Origin of the sequence: Microcoleus sp. D2_18a_B4, from assembly GCF_036702475.1 — a bacterium.
Lineage (GTDB): Bacteria > Cyanobacteriota > Cyanobacteriia > Cyanobacteriales > Microcoleaceae > Microcoleus.
This window is the reverse complement of the sequence record NZ_JAUBTL010000054.1, coordinates 37494-57067: the sequence shown is the minus strand read 5'-3', so window position 1 is coordinate 57067 and position 19574 is coordinate 37494. Positions and strand designations below refer to the sequence as shown.

The window sequence follows — 19574 nt, the reverse complement described above, 5'->3', positions numbered from 1 at the left end:
CCGTCCTTTTTGGACGGGCGGGACGCCCATCCCACAATAACAATTAAAATTGTAAGTTATTTAATTCGCGATCCTAAGCAGCTTTACAAGCTTGCTGCCGAATAGGAATTTCAATGACGAATTCTATTCCCTTTCCTAATCCAGGCTGGCAGTATAATCTGCCCCCATGCTTTTCAACGATAATTTGGTAACTGATAGATAACCCCAATCCAGTTCCTTTACCGATAGGTTTGGTGGTAAAAAAAGGGTCAAATATTTTCGGTTGTAAAGTTTCGCAAACTCCCCTACCGTTGTCACTAATATGAATAGCAACCCAATTCTCGTCAATTACTTTTGTACAAATTTGAATGCGGTTCGGGTGTTGTTGGATTTCTGCAAAGGAACGCTGCTGATTCGATTCATCTAAAGCATCAATGGCATTGGAAAGAATATTCATGAACACTTGATTTAATTGTCCGGCATGGCATTCTACTGGTGGAAGCTGACCGTACTTTTTTATTAGTTCAATCTCAGGATGCTCTGGTCTTGCTTTTAAACGATGATGCAGGATGGTGAGTGTACTATCAATTCCTTCATGAATATTTACAGCTTTCACGTCTGCCTCATCTAGGCGAGAAAAGATTCGCATAGACTTGACAATCTCCTGGATGCGCTGGGTTCCTAAGTTGATTGAGTTAAGAACTTTGATAAAATCTTCCTCCACAAATTCCAGTTCTATTTCATCCATTGCTGCTTGAATCCGAGGGGTGGTATTTACATAATCTTCTTGATACAGATGTATAATTTTTAGTAAATTATGAGCGTACTCTTGGGCATAACCAAGATTGCCGGATATGAAGTTTATAGGGTTGTTTATTTCATGAGCAATCCCAGCCGCCATTTGCCCTAAGCCGGACATTTTTTCGCTTTGGATTAACTTAAGCTGCATTTGTTGTAAATCTTCATAGGCTTGGCTGACTTCTAAAACTTTTTGCTCCAATAAGATATTTTTTTCTTCTAATTTGTCAGCTAGAACATGAAGCTTTAAATGCAGCTTGACGCGAGCTAATACTTCCTCCTGTTGGAAGGGTTTGGTAATATAATCTACAGCCCCAAGCTTAAACCCCTCAACTTTATTAGCCGTATCCGAGAGCGCAGTCATAAATATAATGGGAATCTGTTTAGTTTCTGGATTAGCCTGTAATCGACGACAGGTTTCAAATCCATCAATTTCTGGCATCATGACATCTAGCAAGATTAGATCGGGGAGAGCATATTTGACTCGCTCTAGTGCCATTTTGCCAGATTTTGCAACCCGAACTTCAAATCCTTCTTGGCTTAAGGCATCAGATAAGACACCCAAGTTAGCTGAATTGTCATCAACTATAAGAATCGTACCATTTGCTTGAATTTCTGAATTCATAACCTTACTTGTAGGACTCAATAAACGTTAAAAGCTCTTCGTCTTGAAAGTCCTTTGCCATTTGATGCAATCTTTTAGCAAAGGGAATGTATTGGGGATCTAGTTCTTCAAGTAATACCGCCTGCTTAACTATTTCTAGGAAATTTCCTTTCATAGCGAGCTCGTATAGCATTTCCATTTCTGTAGCAGGTGGGGCAATTAGCTCATCGGTGTCTGAGGAGCTCGCCAGTGGCTCTTCATTAGCTTCATAAACCCATTCCAAATCAAGATACTGTTGTAAGTTTTGCAGGAGTTCAGTTGCTTGAATAGGTTTTGGAATAAAGGCGTTGCCTCCTGCCTCTAAACTTCTGTATTGATCGGTTTCAAATACGCTGGCAGAAGAGACAATAATCACGGTGTCTTTGAAATTTTCCGATTCTCGAACCCGCTTAATCACCTCGAAGCCATCGAGTTCGGGCATTAATAGGTCGGTAACAATTAAATCTGGCTGCACCTCTAGAATTTTTTCCCAGCCTTCAAGCCCATCGTTCGCTTCAAACACCTCAAAGCCGATCGGACTGAGCAAATTGTTAATTACCGAACGGTTAGCCCATTTGTCATCAATAACCACAATCTTAGGTTGGCGGTCTTTGATGCCGATAATCTGCCCGTGATGGTCGATTTGAGACGTTTTCACCCATTCATCGGCTTGAGGCAGACTAACATCAAACCAGAAAATACTGCCAACATTCATCTCACTTTGAACCTGAATGGTACTGCCCATTAGTTCTACAATCCTTTGGCTAATTGCCAATCCCAGCCCGGTGCCCTCCGTCTGCCGTCTGCGATCGCCTACCTGCTCGAAGGGCTGAAAGATAGCTTGGAGTTGCTCTTGGGCAATGCCGGTACCTGTATCGCGTATTTCAAAGCGAATTTTTCCTTCTGTGGCAAAACTGACTATAAAAGTGACACTGCCCTCATCCGTAAATTTAATAGCGTTGCTTAAAAGATTAATTAACACTTGTCGCAAGCGTTTTTCATCCGCATGAATGCCGATCGGCAGTTCGGGGCTGGATGGAAAATGAAAGTGAATTCCCTTAATTTCAGCTCGGATGCGACACATTTCTGCTACACCTTGCAGGAACGCCGGGAAATGAAAATCTGTGGGCATTAGTTCCACTTTCTGTGCTTCAATCTTCGACAAATCGAGAATATCATTGATTAACGTCAGTAAATGCGAACCGCACTGATAAATAACATCAATGCGCGATCGCTCTTCTTCATTCAAGACTTTGGAACGCTGAAGAATCTGCGCGTATCCCATGATGCCATTAAGGGGAGTCCGCAACTCGTGGCTCATGTTGGCCAGGAATTCACTTTTAGCCCGACTAGCTGCTTCTGCGGCTTCCCTGGCTTTTGCCTGTACGATTTCTGTTTCTTTGCGATCGTGGATATCGCTGGAAGTGCCAACCCACTCCCGGATGCTGCCATCTTCATTCAGAATTGGCACCGCTCTAGCTTGAAAATAACGATAGTTTCCATCCGATCCCCGGATTCGATATTCTATTTCATACAGGGTTTTCGTTTGCACTGCTTCCATCCACACCTGAGCAGTTCGTTCGCGATCGTCTGGGTGAATTGCATCTAACCAGCCAAAACCAACCACTTCGTCTACGGTTTGTCCAGTGTAAGCTCTGAAAGTCGGTAAATCTGGACATCGCCCTTCAGCATCCGTTATCCAGACCATTTGGGACGTAGCAGCGATTAGCGATCGATAGCGTTCTTCGCTTTGTTTGATCGCATCTTCCGCTTGTTTGCGATCGTGGATATCGGTGCAAGTGCCAATCCACTCCCGGATGCTACCATCTTCATTCAGAATTGGCACCCCTCTAACTTGAAAATAACGATAGTTTCCATCCGCTCCCCGGATTCGATATTCTATGTCAACCAGGGTTTTCGTTCGCACTGCTTCCATCCACACCTGAAGCGTTCGTTCGCGATCGTCCGGGTGAATTGCATCTAACCAGCCAAAACCATCAGCCATCTGGGCTTCGGTTTGTCCGGTGTAAGCTCTCCAACTCGGTTGATCCACGGATCTTCCTTCAGCATCCGCTGTCCAGACAAGTTGGGAGGTAGCAGCGATTAGCGAACGATAGCGTTCTTCGCTTTGCTTGATAGCATCTTCCGCTTGTTTGCGATCGCTAATGTCATTATTGATTTCGAGTTGGGCACAAGGCTTTCCTTCCCCATCGCGCTGTAATGTCCAGCGACTTGCCACAATAATATCCCGACCATCACGGGTGGTGTGCTGCAGTTCTCCTTCCCAAGTTCCCTGCTGAAAAAACTCTGCCGTTACGATTTCTAACGGTTTAGGGAAGACGGTTTGCAAGAAGGTGTGAATGTACTCCCCGACTACTTCCGCTTTTGTCCAACCATAGAGCTTTTCTGCACCTTGGTTCCAGTAGATGATGCGGTCATCCATGTCCCTAATAATGATACCATCGCTGGCTAAGTCCAGTAGTTCTAGGGTTTGACGGAGTGTTTGCTCGACTTTTTTGCGATCGCTAATATCTCGTGATATCGCGATAATGCCGAGGATATTGCCCTTAGCATCCCGCCAAGGAGTCTTGGTAGTGAAAAAGGTCCCGGTGGTCTCACCCTGAGAGACCTCTTCCTCGTAAGTCTCAGCGATTCCTGTTGCCATCACTTGGCGATCTTTTGCCATAATTTCACGGACACTCTCACTCTCATGCGGTAGGAATTCCCAATCATCTTTGCCGATGATTTCCTCAATTGGCTTGCCCATGAAGTTTGCCACATTGGAGTTAACGGCAACATAACGCCCTTCCCGATCTTTAACGACAATGAAGTCTGGTGTACTTTCCAAAATAGACTTTAGCAGTGCATTACGATCGCGCAATTCTGCTTCCATTTGTTTGCGATCGTTAATGTTTCGTGCTATGGCAATCAGGCCGAGAATATTTCCCTGAGCGTCCCGCCAAGGGGCTTTTGTGGTTAAAAAAGAAGTATTCTCTTTACCATTGAAAACCTCTTCTTCGTAGGTTTCAGTAATGGCTGCTTCCATAATCTGGCGGTCTTTTGCCATTATTGCAACGGCGGCCTCCGGGGGAAGGAGTTCCGAATCATCTTTACCGATAATTTCCTCAATGGATCTACCGTAAAAGGATTTTGCCACCTCGGAATTAAGGGCAACATATCGGCCTTCCCGGTCTTTAACCACAATTATGTCTGGCGTACTTTCCAAAATAGAGCTCAGCAAGACGTTGCGATCGCGCAGCGCAGCTTGCTGTTCGCGCAGAGCTTCTTCAGCTTGTTGGCGATCGGTAATATCTGTATTAGCCCCAATCCATTCCCGAATTGAACCATCCGCATTCAGAATTGGGACACCACGACAACTCATGTAGCGATATTCCCCGTCATAGCGGCGCATACGAAATTCAACTTCATAGAACGATCGATTAGCAACAGCAGTTGACCAGGCAGTGGCAATAGACGAGCGATCGTCTGGATGGATAGCGTTGAGCCCACCCCCTACCTTGTAATCATCAAATGTCTGTCCTGTAAATGCACATAAAGTAGGTTGCTCGCCGGCCAATTCGCCCTCAGCATTAGCGATCCAAATAATTTGAGCGGTAGCTTCGATCAAAGAACGAAATCGTTCTTCACTTTGTTTCAGGACATCTTCTGCGTTTTTGCGATCGCGAATATCCCGCACAATAGTGGAAATAAACTCGACTTCCCCCGCTTCTGTTTTGTGAACTATCAAAACCTGGGAGACTGGAATTTCTTCCCCATCGCGTGACAAAAATAGGATTTCACCAGCCCACCTACCATCTTGCAAGGCGGTGGGAATTATATCGTTGTGGAATTTTGCTTTTGCTGAGGGAGCTAATACAGAATCTATAGTAAACGGAGAGCGTGCTTCCTCTGGGGACATCCCCAGCATTTCCTGTCCGGCTTTGTTGAGATAGACGCTATGCCCAGTCGCATCCGCAACTCCTACTAAGTCGGAAGTTGCTTCCAAAATTGCCGTCAGTCGTGCCTGCTTTTGTTCTGCCCGCTTGCGAGCGCTAATTTCAATTACAATCCCACCAATACCAAAAATGATGCCATTTTCATCCCGCAAAGGATAGTAAGATGTTTCCCAGTAGCGGATGATGCCTGGTTCTTTCGCCGTTTCACCCACTACTTCAGACTCAAGTATCGGCTGGCCCGTATCCAGAATGCCTTGCAGCATCGGTTCCAGAGTCGGAGCCAATTCTGGCAGCATTTCAGGCAGCGACCGACCAATATAGTCTGCCACACAAATGCCATCGATCTCTGCCAGAACTTCGTTTATTTGGACATACCGCAGTTGGCGGTCAAAAATCACCATTCCGGCGTTGGCACCTGCAAAAAAAGCCTCGAAGTGAGCCTGCAGCAATGCCTGTGCTGTTGCGCTCTCTTGCTGTGGCGGTTGGGTTTTCTGTGGTGGGAATTTGCTCATGTTCGATCGTGCATTTCAGCTTTTATTCTAGAACTTCTGTCCAATGGGGCGATCGCAAGGTTTTCGTTGCCTCCAATTTGGGTAATGAAGAAAACGTTCAGTAGCGCGACTATTAGGCTTTCAATCTGCGATATATGTATCCCTGGCGACACTATTTCCCTTAATTCTTCGGATGTATCGCCAAGCATTTCTATTTCTCATCAATTCTATTGCTAATCAATCCTATTGGTAGAACAGGGGTGACAACTTAAGCTAGGGAAGCATTGGTCAATCAGCAATTATGCTCAGCATTTACTCAGATTTTGGGTGTAGAACTTAGATTTGGGCGATCGAGCAATCATGGCGATCGGCATATTTATGCCCACCCACCCCCAAATCGCCAATTTTCCACTCCTAAATAAGCAAAGCAGTATTTTCAGTAAATTTACGGATTGACAAATGCAATTAAGTTAGAATGTCTCCCCCATATCGGTAGAATACCAAGTATTCTTGGAACGTTATCAATTTTAGCTAGAGCGGTTAAATTTTCACTTAGATAATACACAAGACGGACGCAACTGGCAGAGTAATAGCAATATCTCTCCCACCAGTTAAACTCATTGTAATACTGGGATATTTGACTTGTCCACTTAAATACTCATTGAATAATTACCGCTTAAATTGATAACGGAACTTTAAAAAAAAATTAGTGGAGAGTCAGATAAAATCGCCTAGAGTTAATCTTGAATAAATTTACTATAGCAATCCTTGCAGGAGTCATAAAAATTTTCCCCCACCCCAACCCTCAGAGCGGGTTCGGGGAGGGAGTAAGAAATTCACAACTGATGCGAGGATTGCTATAGAGGGTTCGCTTTAATAATAGATGAGTCGCATATAGTCTCGCGAAAAAGTGGCACAATAACCGCAGGTTTGGGAAGACAAGGTATCCGAAAAATTGGCAATGGGGATAACTGCGTAGTATGAGGAACCCCATATCTCTGTAAAAAATTCAGTTTTTTTACCAAAATAGGCTAACATTTGTGATAAAGACTTCAGTATTTTATTTTTAAATTGGACACTGAGGACTTTATTGTTTACTACTACCAACTTAAAAAATGACAACACCAAAAGCATTAGAACCGGAATTTGAATTTAATACAATACCAGAAGAAGTATTGACACATATCTCCCAAATATTTACAGCCACCCTATTTAAAATAGGTGAGAATCCTGTATCGCTGCAGTCACTGGTGGAACTGCTTGTATTGTTTATGGCTATCCTTGTCATAGCACGCTTTTTTACGAACTTTCTTAAGGAAAGCTTGCTTGTTAGACTGGGAATTGACGAGGGGAACCGGGAAGCTATCGCAGTTATTATTGGGTATTTAATAGTAGCTTTGGGGGTAATAGTCGCCATCCAAAGCATCGGCTTCAACCTCGCTTCTTTTGCAGTAGTCGCGGGGGGATTGGGAGTCGGAATTGGCTTCGGAATCCAAGATTTAACAACTAATTTTGTCAGCGGCTTAACGCTGCTTTTAGACAGACCTGTGAAAGTCGGAGACTTTGTGGAATTAGAAGGATTAATGGGAATCGTCAAAAAAATATCGATTCGATCGACCATCATCCAAACCAATGACGACTCCAGCGTCATAGTTCCCAACAGCAAAATGATTAGCAACAAAATTGTTAACTGGAGTTACGAAAACTCGCTACTCTGTCTGCGAGTTCCCGTAGAAGTAGCCGAGAATAGTAACCCGCTGTTAGTGACAGAAACTTTGTTAAATATTGCTTACGCGGAAGCGGGAGTTTTGTACGAACCGACTCCGAAAGTATTGTTTGTCGAGTTTGGCGATGATAGTTTTAAATTTGAACTTTTAGTTTGGACGGACAGGCCGACTGAAAGAGAAGTAATTAAAAGTTCTTTGAATTTTGCAATTGAATACAATTTCCGCCATCAAAAAATTGAATTTCCGTTCAATGACAGAGAAATTTATTTGCAAAACCCCGAAGTTCTGGTGTCAATGTTTAACAAAAAAGAAACTGCAATTGACATCCCGAACAGTTACTCGGAAAATGAGCAAAAACCGCCACTTTTTGCCGAGAAACTGAAAAAGCCATCGTCGCTTAGCTGTTTGCTACGAGAGGTGGAATACTTTGAAAATCTGACCGATCTTGAATTGCGGCAATTGATTGAAGTTGGATATCGCAAACGGCTGCGATCGCAAGAATATTTGTTTCACGAAAACGACCCCGGAGATGCTTTTTACATGATTCTTTCAGGTTCAGTAGAAGTTTTTGTAGAAGCTATTAACAAACATCTGAATAACCTCGGTTCTGGTCAGTTTTTCGGGGAACTTTCTTTGATGTTGGGCATCCCCAGAACAGCTTCGGTGAGAGCTTTAGAAGAAACTATTTTGTTTGCCATCAATAAAGAAGGTTTCCAGAAAGTTTTAACTGAAAGGCCTGATTTATCTGAACAGATTATTAAAGAAATAGTCAAACACAAAGAAGAACTCAGCGAGAGACAGCAATTATTGCGAGAAATGGAATTGGTAGAGGCAGCAGAAGAGGAGGAAAGTCCAGTAGAATGGGTGAGAAAACGGCTAAAAAATCTATTTAGTGTTTGAAATAATTTCTATGACGCGATTTATTCACGATCTCTTTGCCAAAGAATACCTGGAGGAATTGCTGTCGCCGCTCGGAACGGTTAATATCGGCCGCGATGTGAGTTCCGAAGTTCGAGAAATCGATGTTTATTTCACTCCCAGCACCGCAATTCCCGAATACTCAGAAACCCTGGGATTGTTGGGAAAAATGGCAAACACAACTGCAATTTTTGAACCGTTTCGCAATCCGGCAAACGTCAGCGAAATTTGTAGCTGTCTGGGCAAGTTATTGGACGTGCGAGGTGAATTGGAGCGAAAATTTAGGAGAGAAAATACTCGCTATGATGACGCTCAGTTACCAAAACTGTGGATTTTGATGCCCACAGCATCGAAAGCATTGGTAGATAGCTTTAATGCGATACCAGACACAGAGAATTGGATGCAGGGAATTTATTTTTTGGGTGAATCTTTGCGGACTGCAATTGTGGCGATTCACCAGTTGCCAGAAACTCCAGAAACTCTGTGGTTGAGGATTTTGGGCAAAGGGGGAGTGCAGCAAAGGGCTATTTCCCAATTAAGCGCTTTAGCTGCCGACGATCCGTTGCGGATTATCGCGCTAGAATTGCTGTATCGGTTACAGTCAAATTTGGTAACCGATGCGCCACAAGAATTACAGCCAGAAGAGCGGGAGTTAATTATGGCCATTGCACCACTTTTTCAACAACAAATACAAGCAGCACAGCAACAAGCTAGAGAAGAAGGACTAGAACAGGGACTAGAACAAGGACTAGAACAAGGGCTAGAACGAGGGCTAGAACGGGGACTAGAACGAGGACTAGAACAAGGACTAGAACGAGGCAGACAAGAACAACAGCGCTTAATCTTAGAAAACTTTCTGCGAGTTCGATTTGGAGAATTAAGCCCAAAAATGACGGCTTTTCTATCTCCAATATCCAAGTTGGCGGCGGCGGAATTTACAGTGCTGTTGCTGGCAATATCGATGCTGACAGTCGATGAAGCAGGGCGGGAATCAGCGGTTAAATTGTTGGCTGAAAGTGCGTTGCAAATGCGATCGCCTGAATTGGATGATATTCTGCCTACAGCCGTTACTAATTTATTGGCATTGCCTGTGGCAGAATTGACATTGTTTGTAGAACAACTGCCACAGTTATCGGCGGAGGAATTGAGGGAGAGGTTAGGGAAAACACCTGAATAGAACCTGCGATCGCAGCCATAAAGGCATCTCGCTCTTTATGGCATTTAAATCATTCTCAAATAAAATTCCTAGATTCTGTCGATCGCACTTAGGAATTGGACTGCGGGGATAAAATCAAATGCAGCAGAGCGTCTATCAGTCGATCGCGCTCCATTGGGATAATATCTTTGCCGTGCATCATATGCTGCGTTAACTGGAAATATACCAGCGATCCAATAAAAATCCGCGCCGTTGCCTCCGCATCGGATAATTTTAACTCTGGATGCGATGCCAAATATTCAGTGAGCCGCTCGATCCCCGGTTTACCTAAGTTTCTCACAAAAGTCTGCGCTAGCTGGGGAAAACGCCCCGACTCCGCAATCACTAACCTCACAAAATTGAGATATTCTGGTTCCTGGGTCACCTGATCCAATATAGTTGTGGCAACGAATCGCAGCGCTACGGCGGGTTCTTCATCCAGAACCGTAAAATGGACTTTTTTTCGCGCCAGCCGCTGTACCAAGGCCGCGAATAATCCTTCTTTATCGGCAAAATAGCTGTAAACCGTGGCTTTGGAAACTCCTCCCGTCTTCGCTACCTTGTCCATACTCGTCCCCGCGTAGCCGTGGGTTAAAAATTCTTGCATCGCGCCTTGCAGGATTTGCTCGGTTTTGTCACTTGCTGCGGCGCTGTCTGGTTCGCTGGGTTTTGTCCTGGCCATCGCTTGTTTTTGTAATTCTTGCTTCGGGTGTTGACATCATTATACTGAACGGTTTAGTATTTAAAGATAACTAAACCGTTTAGTTTTATTTTTTCACAAAGAGGTATGTCATGGTACACCGGGCAACAGCGGACGGCTTATCCTCAAATCCATCCCTAGTTAAACAACTCCTAGTTGTGGCAGCAGTAGCAACCCTGGGGGCAGCGGGAACCACAGGCTACACGATCTGGCGATCGCGCATACCCGATCCCAACGCAGTAGCCGCAGCAGCAGCCGTCACAGCATCCCAATTAAAAACAGTTACAGCCTTGGGGCGACTCGAACCCAGAGGAGAAGTAATTAAAGTCTCCGCCTCCGGTGCAGCCGAAGGAAACCGGATCGATCGACTTTTGGTAAAAGAAGGAGACAGGGTGAAAACAGGCCAGGCGATCGCAATTTTGGACAGCCGCGATCGCCTGCAAGCCGCCCTCGACCAAGCTCAAGAACAAGTGCGCGTCGCCGAAGCAAACCTAGCAAAAGTCAAAGCTGGAGCCAAAAACGGCGAAATCCAAGCGCAGAAAGCCACCATTGCCCGCATAATGGCCGATCGCAGCAACGAAATCACAGCGCAACAGGCGATCGTTGCCCGTCTCGAAATCGATCGCAGCACCGAAATGGCAGCGCAACAAGCCACAATTGCGCGGTTGAGGGCCGAACAACAAGGAGAAATTCAAACCCAACAAGCCACAATTGCCCGTCTACAAGCCGAACTCCGCAACGCCATAAGCGAGGATCGGCGCTACTCCCAACTGTATGAACAGGGAGCAATTTCCGCCTCAACTAGCGACAGCAAAAGCCTCGCCGCCGAAACAGCCCAACAGCAAATCAACGAAGGAAAGGCAAAACTGAATCAAATTCAGGAATCCCGCCAACAACAAATTAACGAAGCCCAAGCCAAACTAAATCAAATTCAACAATCCCGCCAACAGCAGATTAACGAAGCGCAAGCCAAACTCAGCCAAGTTGAGCAATCTCGACAACAGCAAATCGACGAAGCCAAAGCAAATCTCGATCGCATCGCCGAAGTGCGTCCCGTTGACATAGCAGCAGCCGCCGCCGAAGTCAGTTTGGCCGCAACAGCCGCCAAACAAGCCAAAGCCAATCTGGATCTAGCTTACATCCGTGCTCCCAGAGACGCCCAAGTCCTGAAAATTCACACGCATCCGGGGGAAAAAGTCGGAAACGAGGGCATTGTCGAACTCGGACAAACTCGCGAGATGCTGGCTGTTGCGGAAATCTACGAAAGCGATGTGGACAAAGTACGCCTCGGACAAACCGCCAAAATTACTAGCGATGCTTTGACCGGCGAATTGCGGGGAACTGTCGAACATATTGGTTTGCAAGTGCAGCGGCAAAACATTGTTAACACCGATCCTTCTGCGAATATTGATAGTCGAATTGTCGAAGTAAAAGTGCGCTTAGATGAAGCTTCCAGCCAGAAAGTAGCGGGATTCACCAATTTGCAAGTCAAAGTGGCGATCGGGGAAATTAAAGATTAAGTAAAAAATGTTACTTTCTCCCCGGTAAAAAACTCTCTACTTCTTCCTCTCTCTTCCTTCGTGTCCTTCGCGTCTTCGCGGTTCAATAATCACATATTCTTTCAGTACGAAGAGAGTAAACCATCAGCCCTATCTCTTCAATCCCAAATCCCAAATCTAAAATCCTATGCTTGGACTCATAAAACCATTACAACAGTTAAGACGCAGAACTTCCCTCGGATGGCTGCAACTGAGTCACGACAAAGGGCGAATGCTGGTTGCAGTAGCAGGAATTGCCTTTGCTGACGTTTTGATGTTCATGCAGTTGGGCTTTCAAAATGCGCTTTACACCAGCAATACGCGGCTGCACCAAAGCTTGGAAACAGACTTAGTTTTGATTCACCCCCAAGCGCGAAATTTGATTAATTTGTCTTCCTTCCCCAGACGTAGATTGTATCAAGCAATGAACGTACCGGGCGTGAAATCAGCAGAGTCGCTTTACGTGAAAATTGCTAACTGGAAAAATCCCGAAACTCGGCGCGAAACGTCGCTGATGGTGGTGGGTTTCAATCCGAATCACCCGGCGTTTGCGCTTCCAGAAGTTAACCAAAATTTGAGCGCGATTAAATTGCCGGATACCGTGTTGTTCGATCGAGCTTCTAGGGGAGATTACCAAAAAACGATCGCACAAATCGATCGAGGCCAAGCCGTTAAAGCTGAGGTAGAGCGACGCAGGATTAACGTCAGCGGTTTATTCACAGTTGGAGCATCTTTTGCCGCCGACGGTATTTTGATGACTAGCGATCAAAATTACCTGCGCCTGTTTGCGAGACAAAACGCCGCGAGTGTTAATGCCGGATTAATTCAACTGCAACCGGGTGCTGACCCCGTGGAAGTTCAACAAGTTTTAAAAGCATATTTACCGCCGGATGTCAAGGTACTAACCAAACAAGAATTTATCGATTTTGAGAAAAACTATTGGGCTAAGAATACTGCGATCGGCTTTGTGTTTAATTTAGGCGTCGCGATGGGTTTTGTAGTTGGGGTGATTATTGTTTATCAAGTTCTCTCAACCGATGTCAGCGACCACATGGGAGAATACGCTACTTTCAAAGCGATGGGCTACCGCAATGTTTATTTACTCGGCATCGTTTTTGAAGAAGCTCTAATTCTTTCCCTCCTCGGTTTTTTGCCGGGAGTAGGAGTCTCTTTCGGACTTTACTCTTTAACTCGCACAGCTACAAATTTACCCCTTTATATGACGCTGCTTAGAGCATTTATAGTATTACTTTTGAACGTAATTATGTGCACTATTTCGGGAGCAATTGCCACTCGCAAACTGCAATCAGCCGATCCAGCAGATATGTTTTAAGGGAAAATGAATAAGATAATACTAATTCTCAAAAGTCATACAACAGTAGCTGTAGGGTGCGTCGCCACCCTTAAATCCTAAAAAATAGCGACAATCTCAAAGCGACGCACCTTACCTGATAGTATAAGATTCGGCGGTTGAAACCGCTCCTTGTCAAACGAAGTCCGCCTCCGCAGACTAAAGAATAAAGGGGTATTCAAGCCAGATTTTGTATAAACTCCTGACTACACACATATTTTTTGTAATCCTTCTCTTGTTTTTCCTCTGCATTTTCCGCGAATAAAGCTGTTTATCCTTTAATCTAAAACCTCAAACCAATAAGTTATGAATTCTACTACTCTCTACCCAACAACCAACGCATTACAGATTCCTGCGCCTATAATTTCCGCGCACCAACTCGACCACTACTTCGGTCAAGGTCAACTGCGAAAACAGGTACTTTTCAACATTAATCTCGAAATTAAAGCAGGTGAAATCGTGCTGATGACTGGGCCTTCGGGTTCGGGAAAAACTACGCTTTTAACTTTGATTGGCGGATTGAGGTCCGGTCAATCGGGAAGTCTCAAAATTCTCGGCAAAGAAATGTGCAAAGCGAGTGCAGACGAATTGGTAAAGGCGCGGCGCAAAATTGGCTATATTTTTCAGGCGCACAACTTGCACCGGAGTTTGACGGCGCTGCAAAACGTGCAGATGGGTTTGGAAGTTCACGGGAATTTGTCGCGTTCTCAAATGCGCGATCGCTCTGCAAAAATGCTAGAGTTAGTAGGACTGGAACAGCGGATTAACTATTATCCAGATGATTTGTCAGGGGGACAGAAACAAAGAGTTGCGATCGCCCGCGCTTTGGTCAGTCAACCGCAAATTGTTTTAGCGGACGAACCAACAGCCGCCCTGGACAGCAAATCCGGTCGCGAAGTGGTGAATTTGATGCAGAAACTTGCTAAAGAGCAGGGTTGTACTATTTTGTTAGTAACCCACGATAACCGAATTTTGGATATTGCCGATCGCATCGTTCACATGGAAGATGGAAAATTAGCCTAATTTTTAAATTTCCGAAGAATAGACATCACCCATAACTACCCCATTTTCAATTTTGGATGTCAAAATTTAATCCAAAATTGCCAAAGCCCAATCTAAACTCGTCCTGGGACTGTTGACTAATTGCTAACAACTAATCCTTGCCGATAAATCCCCAAATTTTGCAGGTACATTGCTTCGAGTTTGGGCATCGAGGATTCCACAGAACCGCCATAACGGCGAAAAGAAGGCCAGATGTAAGCGAGTTTTCTGACTGCAGCCTCCAATCGACCCGCTTCTATATCTTCTAATGCACCTTTTTCTCGGATTAACTCTATAGCCATCAAATCCTGATTTTCTGGGCTGAAATCGCGGACGCCAAATTTTTTGGCAAATCTGTCCCAAGTGGTGCTGAGAAACTGATATCGCCCCGCTGCGTCGGAACAGAGTTTTTTGCCGTAGCGACGGCCGCACCTCATTTCCCTGGGATGATCTTGAAAGCTGACAAATTTCGTGCCGGTGTACTGGATGCGGTAGCCGTCGGGGCTAGCGGTTCCTTCGGCGGCGGCTATGGTGTCGAGAAAGGCTTTGACTCGAAGTTCGGGCGCGATGCTATCGAGTCTGCTATCCTGTCTCGGATCTGGTGAATTCAGGGTTGCAGTTTCGGGCGATCGATCGCGATCGATGTTATCCTCTCCTTTGTCTGGTGAATTGAGGGCCGCAACTTGCGGCAGGCGTTTCGGGGTGGGCGAGCTTTCTGCCGAGACCGATTGCCCCCACAGTCTCGGCGTCATTCGACCTAAGAAAAAGCACAAACAGATTAATAAAGTGCAGGAAAGTTTAAAACGGAGGCGTTTGGACAGTTGCCTGCGCTGCCGCACCGGCCACCCGTGCAGAGGGAGGGCTGCGGGCAAGATTCCTGTTTGCTGGCCGAAGGCGAACAGCGATTTCAGCGCTAGCAAGGTTTGCTTGTAGAAACGGGGTGCAAGTTTGCTCGCCCTCATTGCTGCAGCGAAAGTCTCGACATCAGTCAGAGTGACTTCTGCCAGCGGTTTTTCTACAAACAACCGAAAACGGTTGGCCGCCTGCCTGCTAAAGCGCTTGCTGCGGGGGGATTTGCGCTCCACCCAGAGGCGAATTAGCTCCATGTCTGAAATGGGTTGCAGATGGCTTCCCAGATGTTCTGGCGCGTACAAGAGTACCTCCTGATATCACTTATAGTTGAAGGTTCCCAGTTAGAACGGATGAGTGAAACAGGGATCAAGGGAAACTGGCTTCAACCATACTAAGTGATACTACTAAGCGCTCACGGGGTCAAGCTCAAGGGCCGATTGTTCGAGCAGTTGAGTGTAAAGTTGACTAAGTTTGGAGGCGATACCGTCCCAACTGAAATAGGTTTCGACGCGCTTGCGGGCTGTGTGTCCGAGTTGCTGGCGCCATACTGAGTCAGCTAACAAGCGATCGATCGCATCAGCAAAAACTGCTTCATTTTTCGGCGCCGCGAGCAAACCTGTTTCTTGCGGCACTACAGTATATTTGAGCCCTCCCACGTCGGAGGCAACTACGGGTGTGCCACTGGCCATCGCTTCAATGGCGACTAAACCGAAGGGTTCGTAGTGGCTGGGAACGACGCAGACATCGGCGGCGGCGTAGTAAGCGGGGAGAATGTCGCTGCTCAAGGCGCCAGGAAAACTGGTAATCTCGCTCAGCCCGAGTTCTTCAACGATGCTGCCGATACGATCGCGCTCTTTGCCGTCGCTTTCCCCCGCACGCCATCCGCCGCCAATTATGAGTTTTAAATCGGCTTTGGGCACCGCCGACAGACTGACTGCGCGGACTAAGGTTTCGATGCCCTTGCGGGGGTCGAAACGGCCGACGTACAACACGACTTTGGTTTCGGGGGCTATGCCCAAGTAGCGACGGGCGGTCGATCGGGCGATCGAGCCGAACCGTTCAATTTCGGTACCGCAGGCAATGATGTCAATATTTCCTTTTGAGGAAACCAGAGACCTCATGTGTTCTTTTTCTTGAGGGCTGGTAGCCACGACGCGATCGGCTGTTTCCAAAAGTGTTTTTTCGACTTGCAGCCTGGTTTTGGCAATCATCGGAATTGTCGAAACCGACTTGTATTTAACTGCTGCCAAAGAATGGTAAGTGTGAACTTGCTGCAGAGGTTGCGATTTTTTCAACTCCATTCCCACCCAAGAAGACAGCCAGTAATTTGTGTGAACTAAGGGATATTGAAAGCCTGACTCTAACTGAAACTTTTGAAATTCTTGAACAAAGATTGGTAAATATCCGTAGAGTTCGTCGCGGGGAATAAATTCTTGCGGCCCTGCTACTAGCCGAATTGTCCGGCAATTCGGACTGTGCTGTACAATTCTTGCTTGTTGGCGATCGGATGAGCGGGTGAACATATCAACTTGCCACCCCTGTTGAGCCAGAGCTTCCCCTACTTGACGCACGTAAACATTTTGCCCGCCCGCTTCTTCTTTGCCAATTTCCACAGCGGGATCACCGTGTACGGATATGAGAGCGATGCGTTTTTTAGTTAATGAAATCATGATTCTTTACCAAAAATTAAAAATATTTCAGGAGAAGATTGAAAGTACAATTTTGGCTGCTGCGCCGGGACAGTCATCTTCTAGCTAATTTGTATTAAAGTGAAAACGCGGGATCGAGAAATCATCCTTCAGGGATAAGTTACAGGGAAAAATTGACAGACGACTTCCTTCTGCTGACAGAGACGTGCAGCAGATAAAACTATAGATAATTTAAATAGAAATGAACGAGGGTGAAGGGAATTTTCCGTATTCTTGCCTTTGTCAAACTCGCAGATTCAGCCATATCTAACTAGAGCCTGCTTTCAGCTTGCTGCTAGAGATGCGAGGTCAGCAGAAGGTAGAATTCTACCCCTCTGAATAAATAAGTAGGGCTTTCGAGAAAGCAGAAGTCGGTCGTCCCTAAGACCGAATGTTACAGGGGAAGCGAAAAAAAAAGCAAAGTTATTGCATTCAAAATTTTTCTTTCGTTCCGCCTTGCACCTTCTGCCTTTTTCCCTCTTCCTTCTTGCTTCTTCTGTCAAACCAGAAGTGCGAGTTTAACCTCAAATTTCCCGTTTGTCTAATGTTAAGAGTTCTTCCGAGGTTTGCGTGCGGAGGGTTCCCCGTTTTCGCTGTTGAGGATATTGTTTCGCGAACCGGGCATTCTGGAGCCGTATCGGTTAGTCCAAACTTGGGTAAACTCGGCACCTAAGAAGAGAATTTGAGCGGAATAATTAATCCAAAGCAGGATAATCACGAACGAGCCCGCAGCACCGTAGGTAGAGGCGATACCGCTACCTCCGAGGTAAACTCCTATTATGGATTTGCCGATCGTAAACAGCACTGAGGTGATGGCGGCGCCGATCCAAACATCATTCCAGGCAAGATGGACATCGGGCAAGAGTTTGTAAATTAAGGCAAAAAGCAGCGTAACTACGCCAAAGGAGAGAGCAAAGTCCACAATCTGCCAAATGCCGACTGGTAATTGCAGCAAGCCGTTCAACCAATAGCTGACGGCGGCTAAAATGGCACTAATTACTAAAGATACTAGCAGTAGAAAGCCTATGCCTAAAATCATCGCAAAAGACAATACGCGGTCTTGCAGGAATCCCCAGATGCCCCGACCCGGAGGCGGTGAAACATTCCAAATAGTATTGAGGGCTTCTTTGAGATTAGTAAACACGTTGGAAGCGCCCCACAAAAGTGTAGCGATGCCGACTATAGTAGCAATCATTCCCGACTTGGGTTCGGAGGCTTTGAGGATGAGTTCTTGGACGGTTTGGGCGCCATCTTTGCCGATTAAACTTTGCAGTTGGGCGACGATTTGACCTTCGGCTGCCTCTGCACCAAAGACTAAACCGACGATCGCAATTACGATAATTAGAAGCGGGGCGAGGGAGAAGACTGTGTAATAGGCTAGGGCGGCGGCTAAGGTTGGCGCTTTATCTTCTTGCCATTCAGTAAAAGTTTGTTTGAGCAGCGATATGACTGTTTTTAAGTTCACGGCATTTGGTTTCCTTATACTTATCGTCCATCAAGGGATTTTAACAGATTAGGAGTTTTTTAGCGTCGGCCACAAGATAGATTTATCGATTACCAAATTCGGAAAATTACTTTTATGTCAAATTCCAACAGAACTGTTAACAGCACCGATCTAAAATTGTCTAAAAAAGCAATTTATTGGGCCAAATTGAGCGCATTAGTAGCGGTGGTCAATTTCTTGCTGGTGCTTTTCCATTTCAGTTACCTTCAGTTGCGCCCTGTTTATCAGAGCTTTTTTCCGGGTTTAGTTAAAATTTATGACCCGATTAAAGGCCTTGATTCGAGTTTGCCAAATCCCGAATATTTGAAAAGCGCTGACCAGTTTTGGCGAATTGATACGTTTTTTATCGGTTTTTTTGGGGCGGAATTTTTGATGAAAAGTCTGTTCCACACCCGCCGTAAACCGGGGGTAACTTGGTTGGATTTTCTGCTGAGGCGCTGGTACGAGGTGTTTCTGGTGATCCCGATTTGGCAGGGGTGCCGCATTCTGCCGGTATTGGTGCGGCTGCACAAGTCGGGTTTGGTGAATCTCGATCGCGTAGTTGCTCAAGTTACCTACGAACCGGTGGCTTATTTAGCCCATACGATGTCGGAATACATGATGGTGCGGTTTATCAATCAAGCTAAAAGTTCGATCAAACAGGGCGACGCGGCGCAGATGTTGCTGGCGCAGCAGCCGTACCTTCACGTCAATCAGGAAAATACGATCGAACAAATTACCAAGCGGATTTTGGATCTGACAATTTACAAAGTTTTGCCGCAGGTGCAACCGGATTTGGAAGAATTGCTGCACCACAATTTGGAAACAACCATCAAACAGTCGGATTTTTATCAAATCCTGCAAACTTTCTCTCCGATTAATATTTTGCCTACTGAGATGACGGAACAGCTAGCGAATTATTTGGCTCAAACTGCTGTTGATGTGGTATCTACTACTTATGAAGACGATAAAGGTAGAAAAATTCTGGATAATTTCAGCCAAGAATTTAATCAAAGTTTGCGGCGGGAATTGCAAGATGAGAAAACTCTCGGAGAATTGCAGTCGCTGCTGTCGGATTTGTTAGAAGAAGTGAAGTTGAATTACATTCAAGGCGGGTTGAAGTCCGATCCGGTGCAGACTTTTACGGAAATTAACTCGCTCCGGGGAGTAAGGGAGAGTTGATACAGCAATGAGTTCCGGTTTTGTGAATTAGA

General features: G+C 45.7%; 13 protein-coding genes. 6 read left to right on the top strand and 7 right to left on the bottom strand.

The window, feature by feature from the left end; translation table 11 throughout:
- Positions 1-73 precede the first annotated feature (73 nt).
- The 3 genes from QUB04_RS25300 to QUB04_RS25290 are packed head-to-tail and all read right to left on the bottom strand — an operon-like array spanning position 74 to position 6076.
- Positions 74-1402: a response regulator gene (locus tag QUB04_RS25300; protein WP_333288621.1), complete on the bottom strand. Its 1329-nt coding sequence runs from the start codon at positions 1400-1402 to the stop codon at positions 74-76.
- Positions 1403-1406: 4 nt separating this feature from the next.
- Positions 1407-5888 carry a PAS domain S-box protein gene (locus tag QUB04_RS25295; RefSeq protein ID WP_333288619.1) on the bottom strand — a complete coding sequence of 1494 codons (4482 nt, stop codon included), beginning with the start codon at positions 5886-5888 and terminating at the stop codon, positions 1407-1409.
- Entirely contained in the window at positions 5885-6076 is a 192-nt protein-coding gene (locus QUB04_RS25290) for a hypothetical protein (RefSeq protein ID WP_333288617.1), read from the bottom strand. Before QUB04_RS25290 ends, QUB04_RS25295 begins: the two co-directional genes overlap by 4 nt.
- A 906-nt stretch (positions 6077-6982) precedes the next feature.
- Between QUB04_RS25290 and QUB04_RS25285 the strand changes: the two genes are divergently transcribed.
- Together QUB04_RS25285 and QUB04_RS25280 are read left to right on the top strand one after the other, a co-directional pair.
- On the top strand, positions 6983-8494 hold the full coding sequence (locus tag QUB04_RS25285; RefSeq protein WP_333288615.1) for a mechanosensitive ion channel domain-containing protein: 1512 nt from the start codon (positions 6983-6985) through the stop codon (positions 8492-8494).
- A 10-nt stretch (positions 8495-8504) separates the two neighbouring features.
- On the top strand, positions 8505-9689 hold the full coding sequence (locus tag QUB04_RS25280) for a flagellar assembly protein H (RefSeq protein ID WP_333288612.1): 1185 nt from the start codon (positions 8505-8507) through the stop codon (positions 9687-9689).
- Between the two features lie 88 nt (positions 9690-9777).
- Here the strand turns inward: QUB04_RS25280 and QUB04_RS25275 are convergent, their stop codons facing one another.
- Positions 9778-10389, bottom strand: coding sequence for a TetR/AcrR family transcriptional regulator (locus tag QUB04_RS25275; protein ID WP_333288610.1), 612 nt, complete (start codon positions 10387-10389; stop codon positions 9778-9780).
- A gap of 110 nt (positions 10390-10499) precedes the next feature.
- Between QUB04_RS25275 and QUB04_RS25270 the strand changes: the two genes are divergently transcribed.
- From QUB04_RS25270 to QUB04_RS25260, 3 genes are all read left to right on the top strand, one after another.
- Entirely contained in the window at positions 10500-11927 is a 1428-nt protein-coding gene (locus tag QUB04_RS25270) for an HlyD family efflux transporter periplasmic adaptor subunit (protein ID WP_333288608.1), read from the top strand.
- Positions 11928-12093: 166 nt separating this feature from the next.
- A complete protein-coding gene (devC, locus tag QUB04_RS25265) occupies positions 12094-13278 on the top strand; it encodes an ABC transporter permease DevC (protein ID WP_333288606.1) in 1185 nt (394 codons plus the stop codon).
- Positions 13279-13602: 324 nt separating this feature from the next.
- Complete coding sequence (locus tag QUB04_RS25260) at positions 13603-14319, top strand: DevA family ABC transporter ATP-binding protein (RefSeq protein ID WP_333288604.1); 717 nt, start codon at positions 13603-13605, stop codon at positions 14317-14319.
- 116 nt (positions 14320-14435) lie between these two features.
- Here the strand turns inward: QUB04_RS25260 and QUB04_RS25255 are convergent, their stop codons facing one another.
- From QUB04_RS25255 to QUB04_RS25245, 3 genes are all read right to left on the bottom strand, one after another.
- Complete coding sequence (locus QUB04_RS25255) at positions 14436-15491, bottom strand: glycoside hydrolase family 104 protein (protein WP_333288602.1); 1056 nt, start codon at positions 15489-15491, stop codon at positions 14436-14438.
- Between the two features lie 102 nt (positions 15492-15593).
- Positions 15594-16859 carry a glycosyltransferase family 1 protein gene (locus QUB04_RS25250; protein ID WP_333288601.1) on the bottom strand — a complete coding sequence of 422 codons (1266 nt, stop codon included), beginning with the start codon at positions 16857-16859 and terminating at the stop codon, positions 15594-15596.
- 565 nt (positions 16860-17424) lie between these two features.
- Positions 17425-18342 (bottom strand): YihY/virulence factor BrkB family protein, encoded by a 918-nt coding sequence (locus QUB04_RS25245; RefSeq protein ID WP_333288599.1) that lies wholly within the window; start codon positions 18340-18342, stop codon positions 17425-17427.
- Positions 18343-18456: 114 nt separating this feature from the next.
- On the opposite strand from QUB04_RS25245, the gene QUB04_RS25240 reads away from it, so the two are divergent.
- Complete coding sequence (locus QUB04_RS25240) at positions 18457-19542, top strand: hypothetical protein (RefSeq protein ID WP_333288597.1); 1086 nt, start codon at positions 18457-18459, stop codon at positions 19540-19542.
- Positions 19543-19574: the final 32 nt, after the last annotated feature.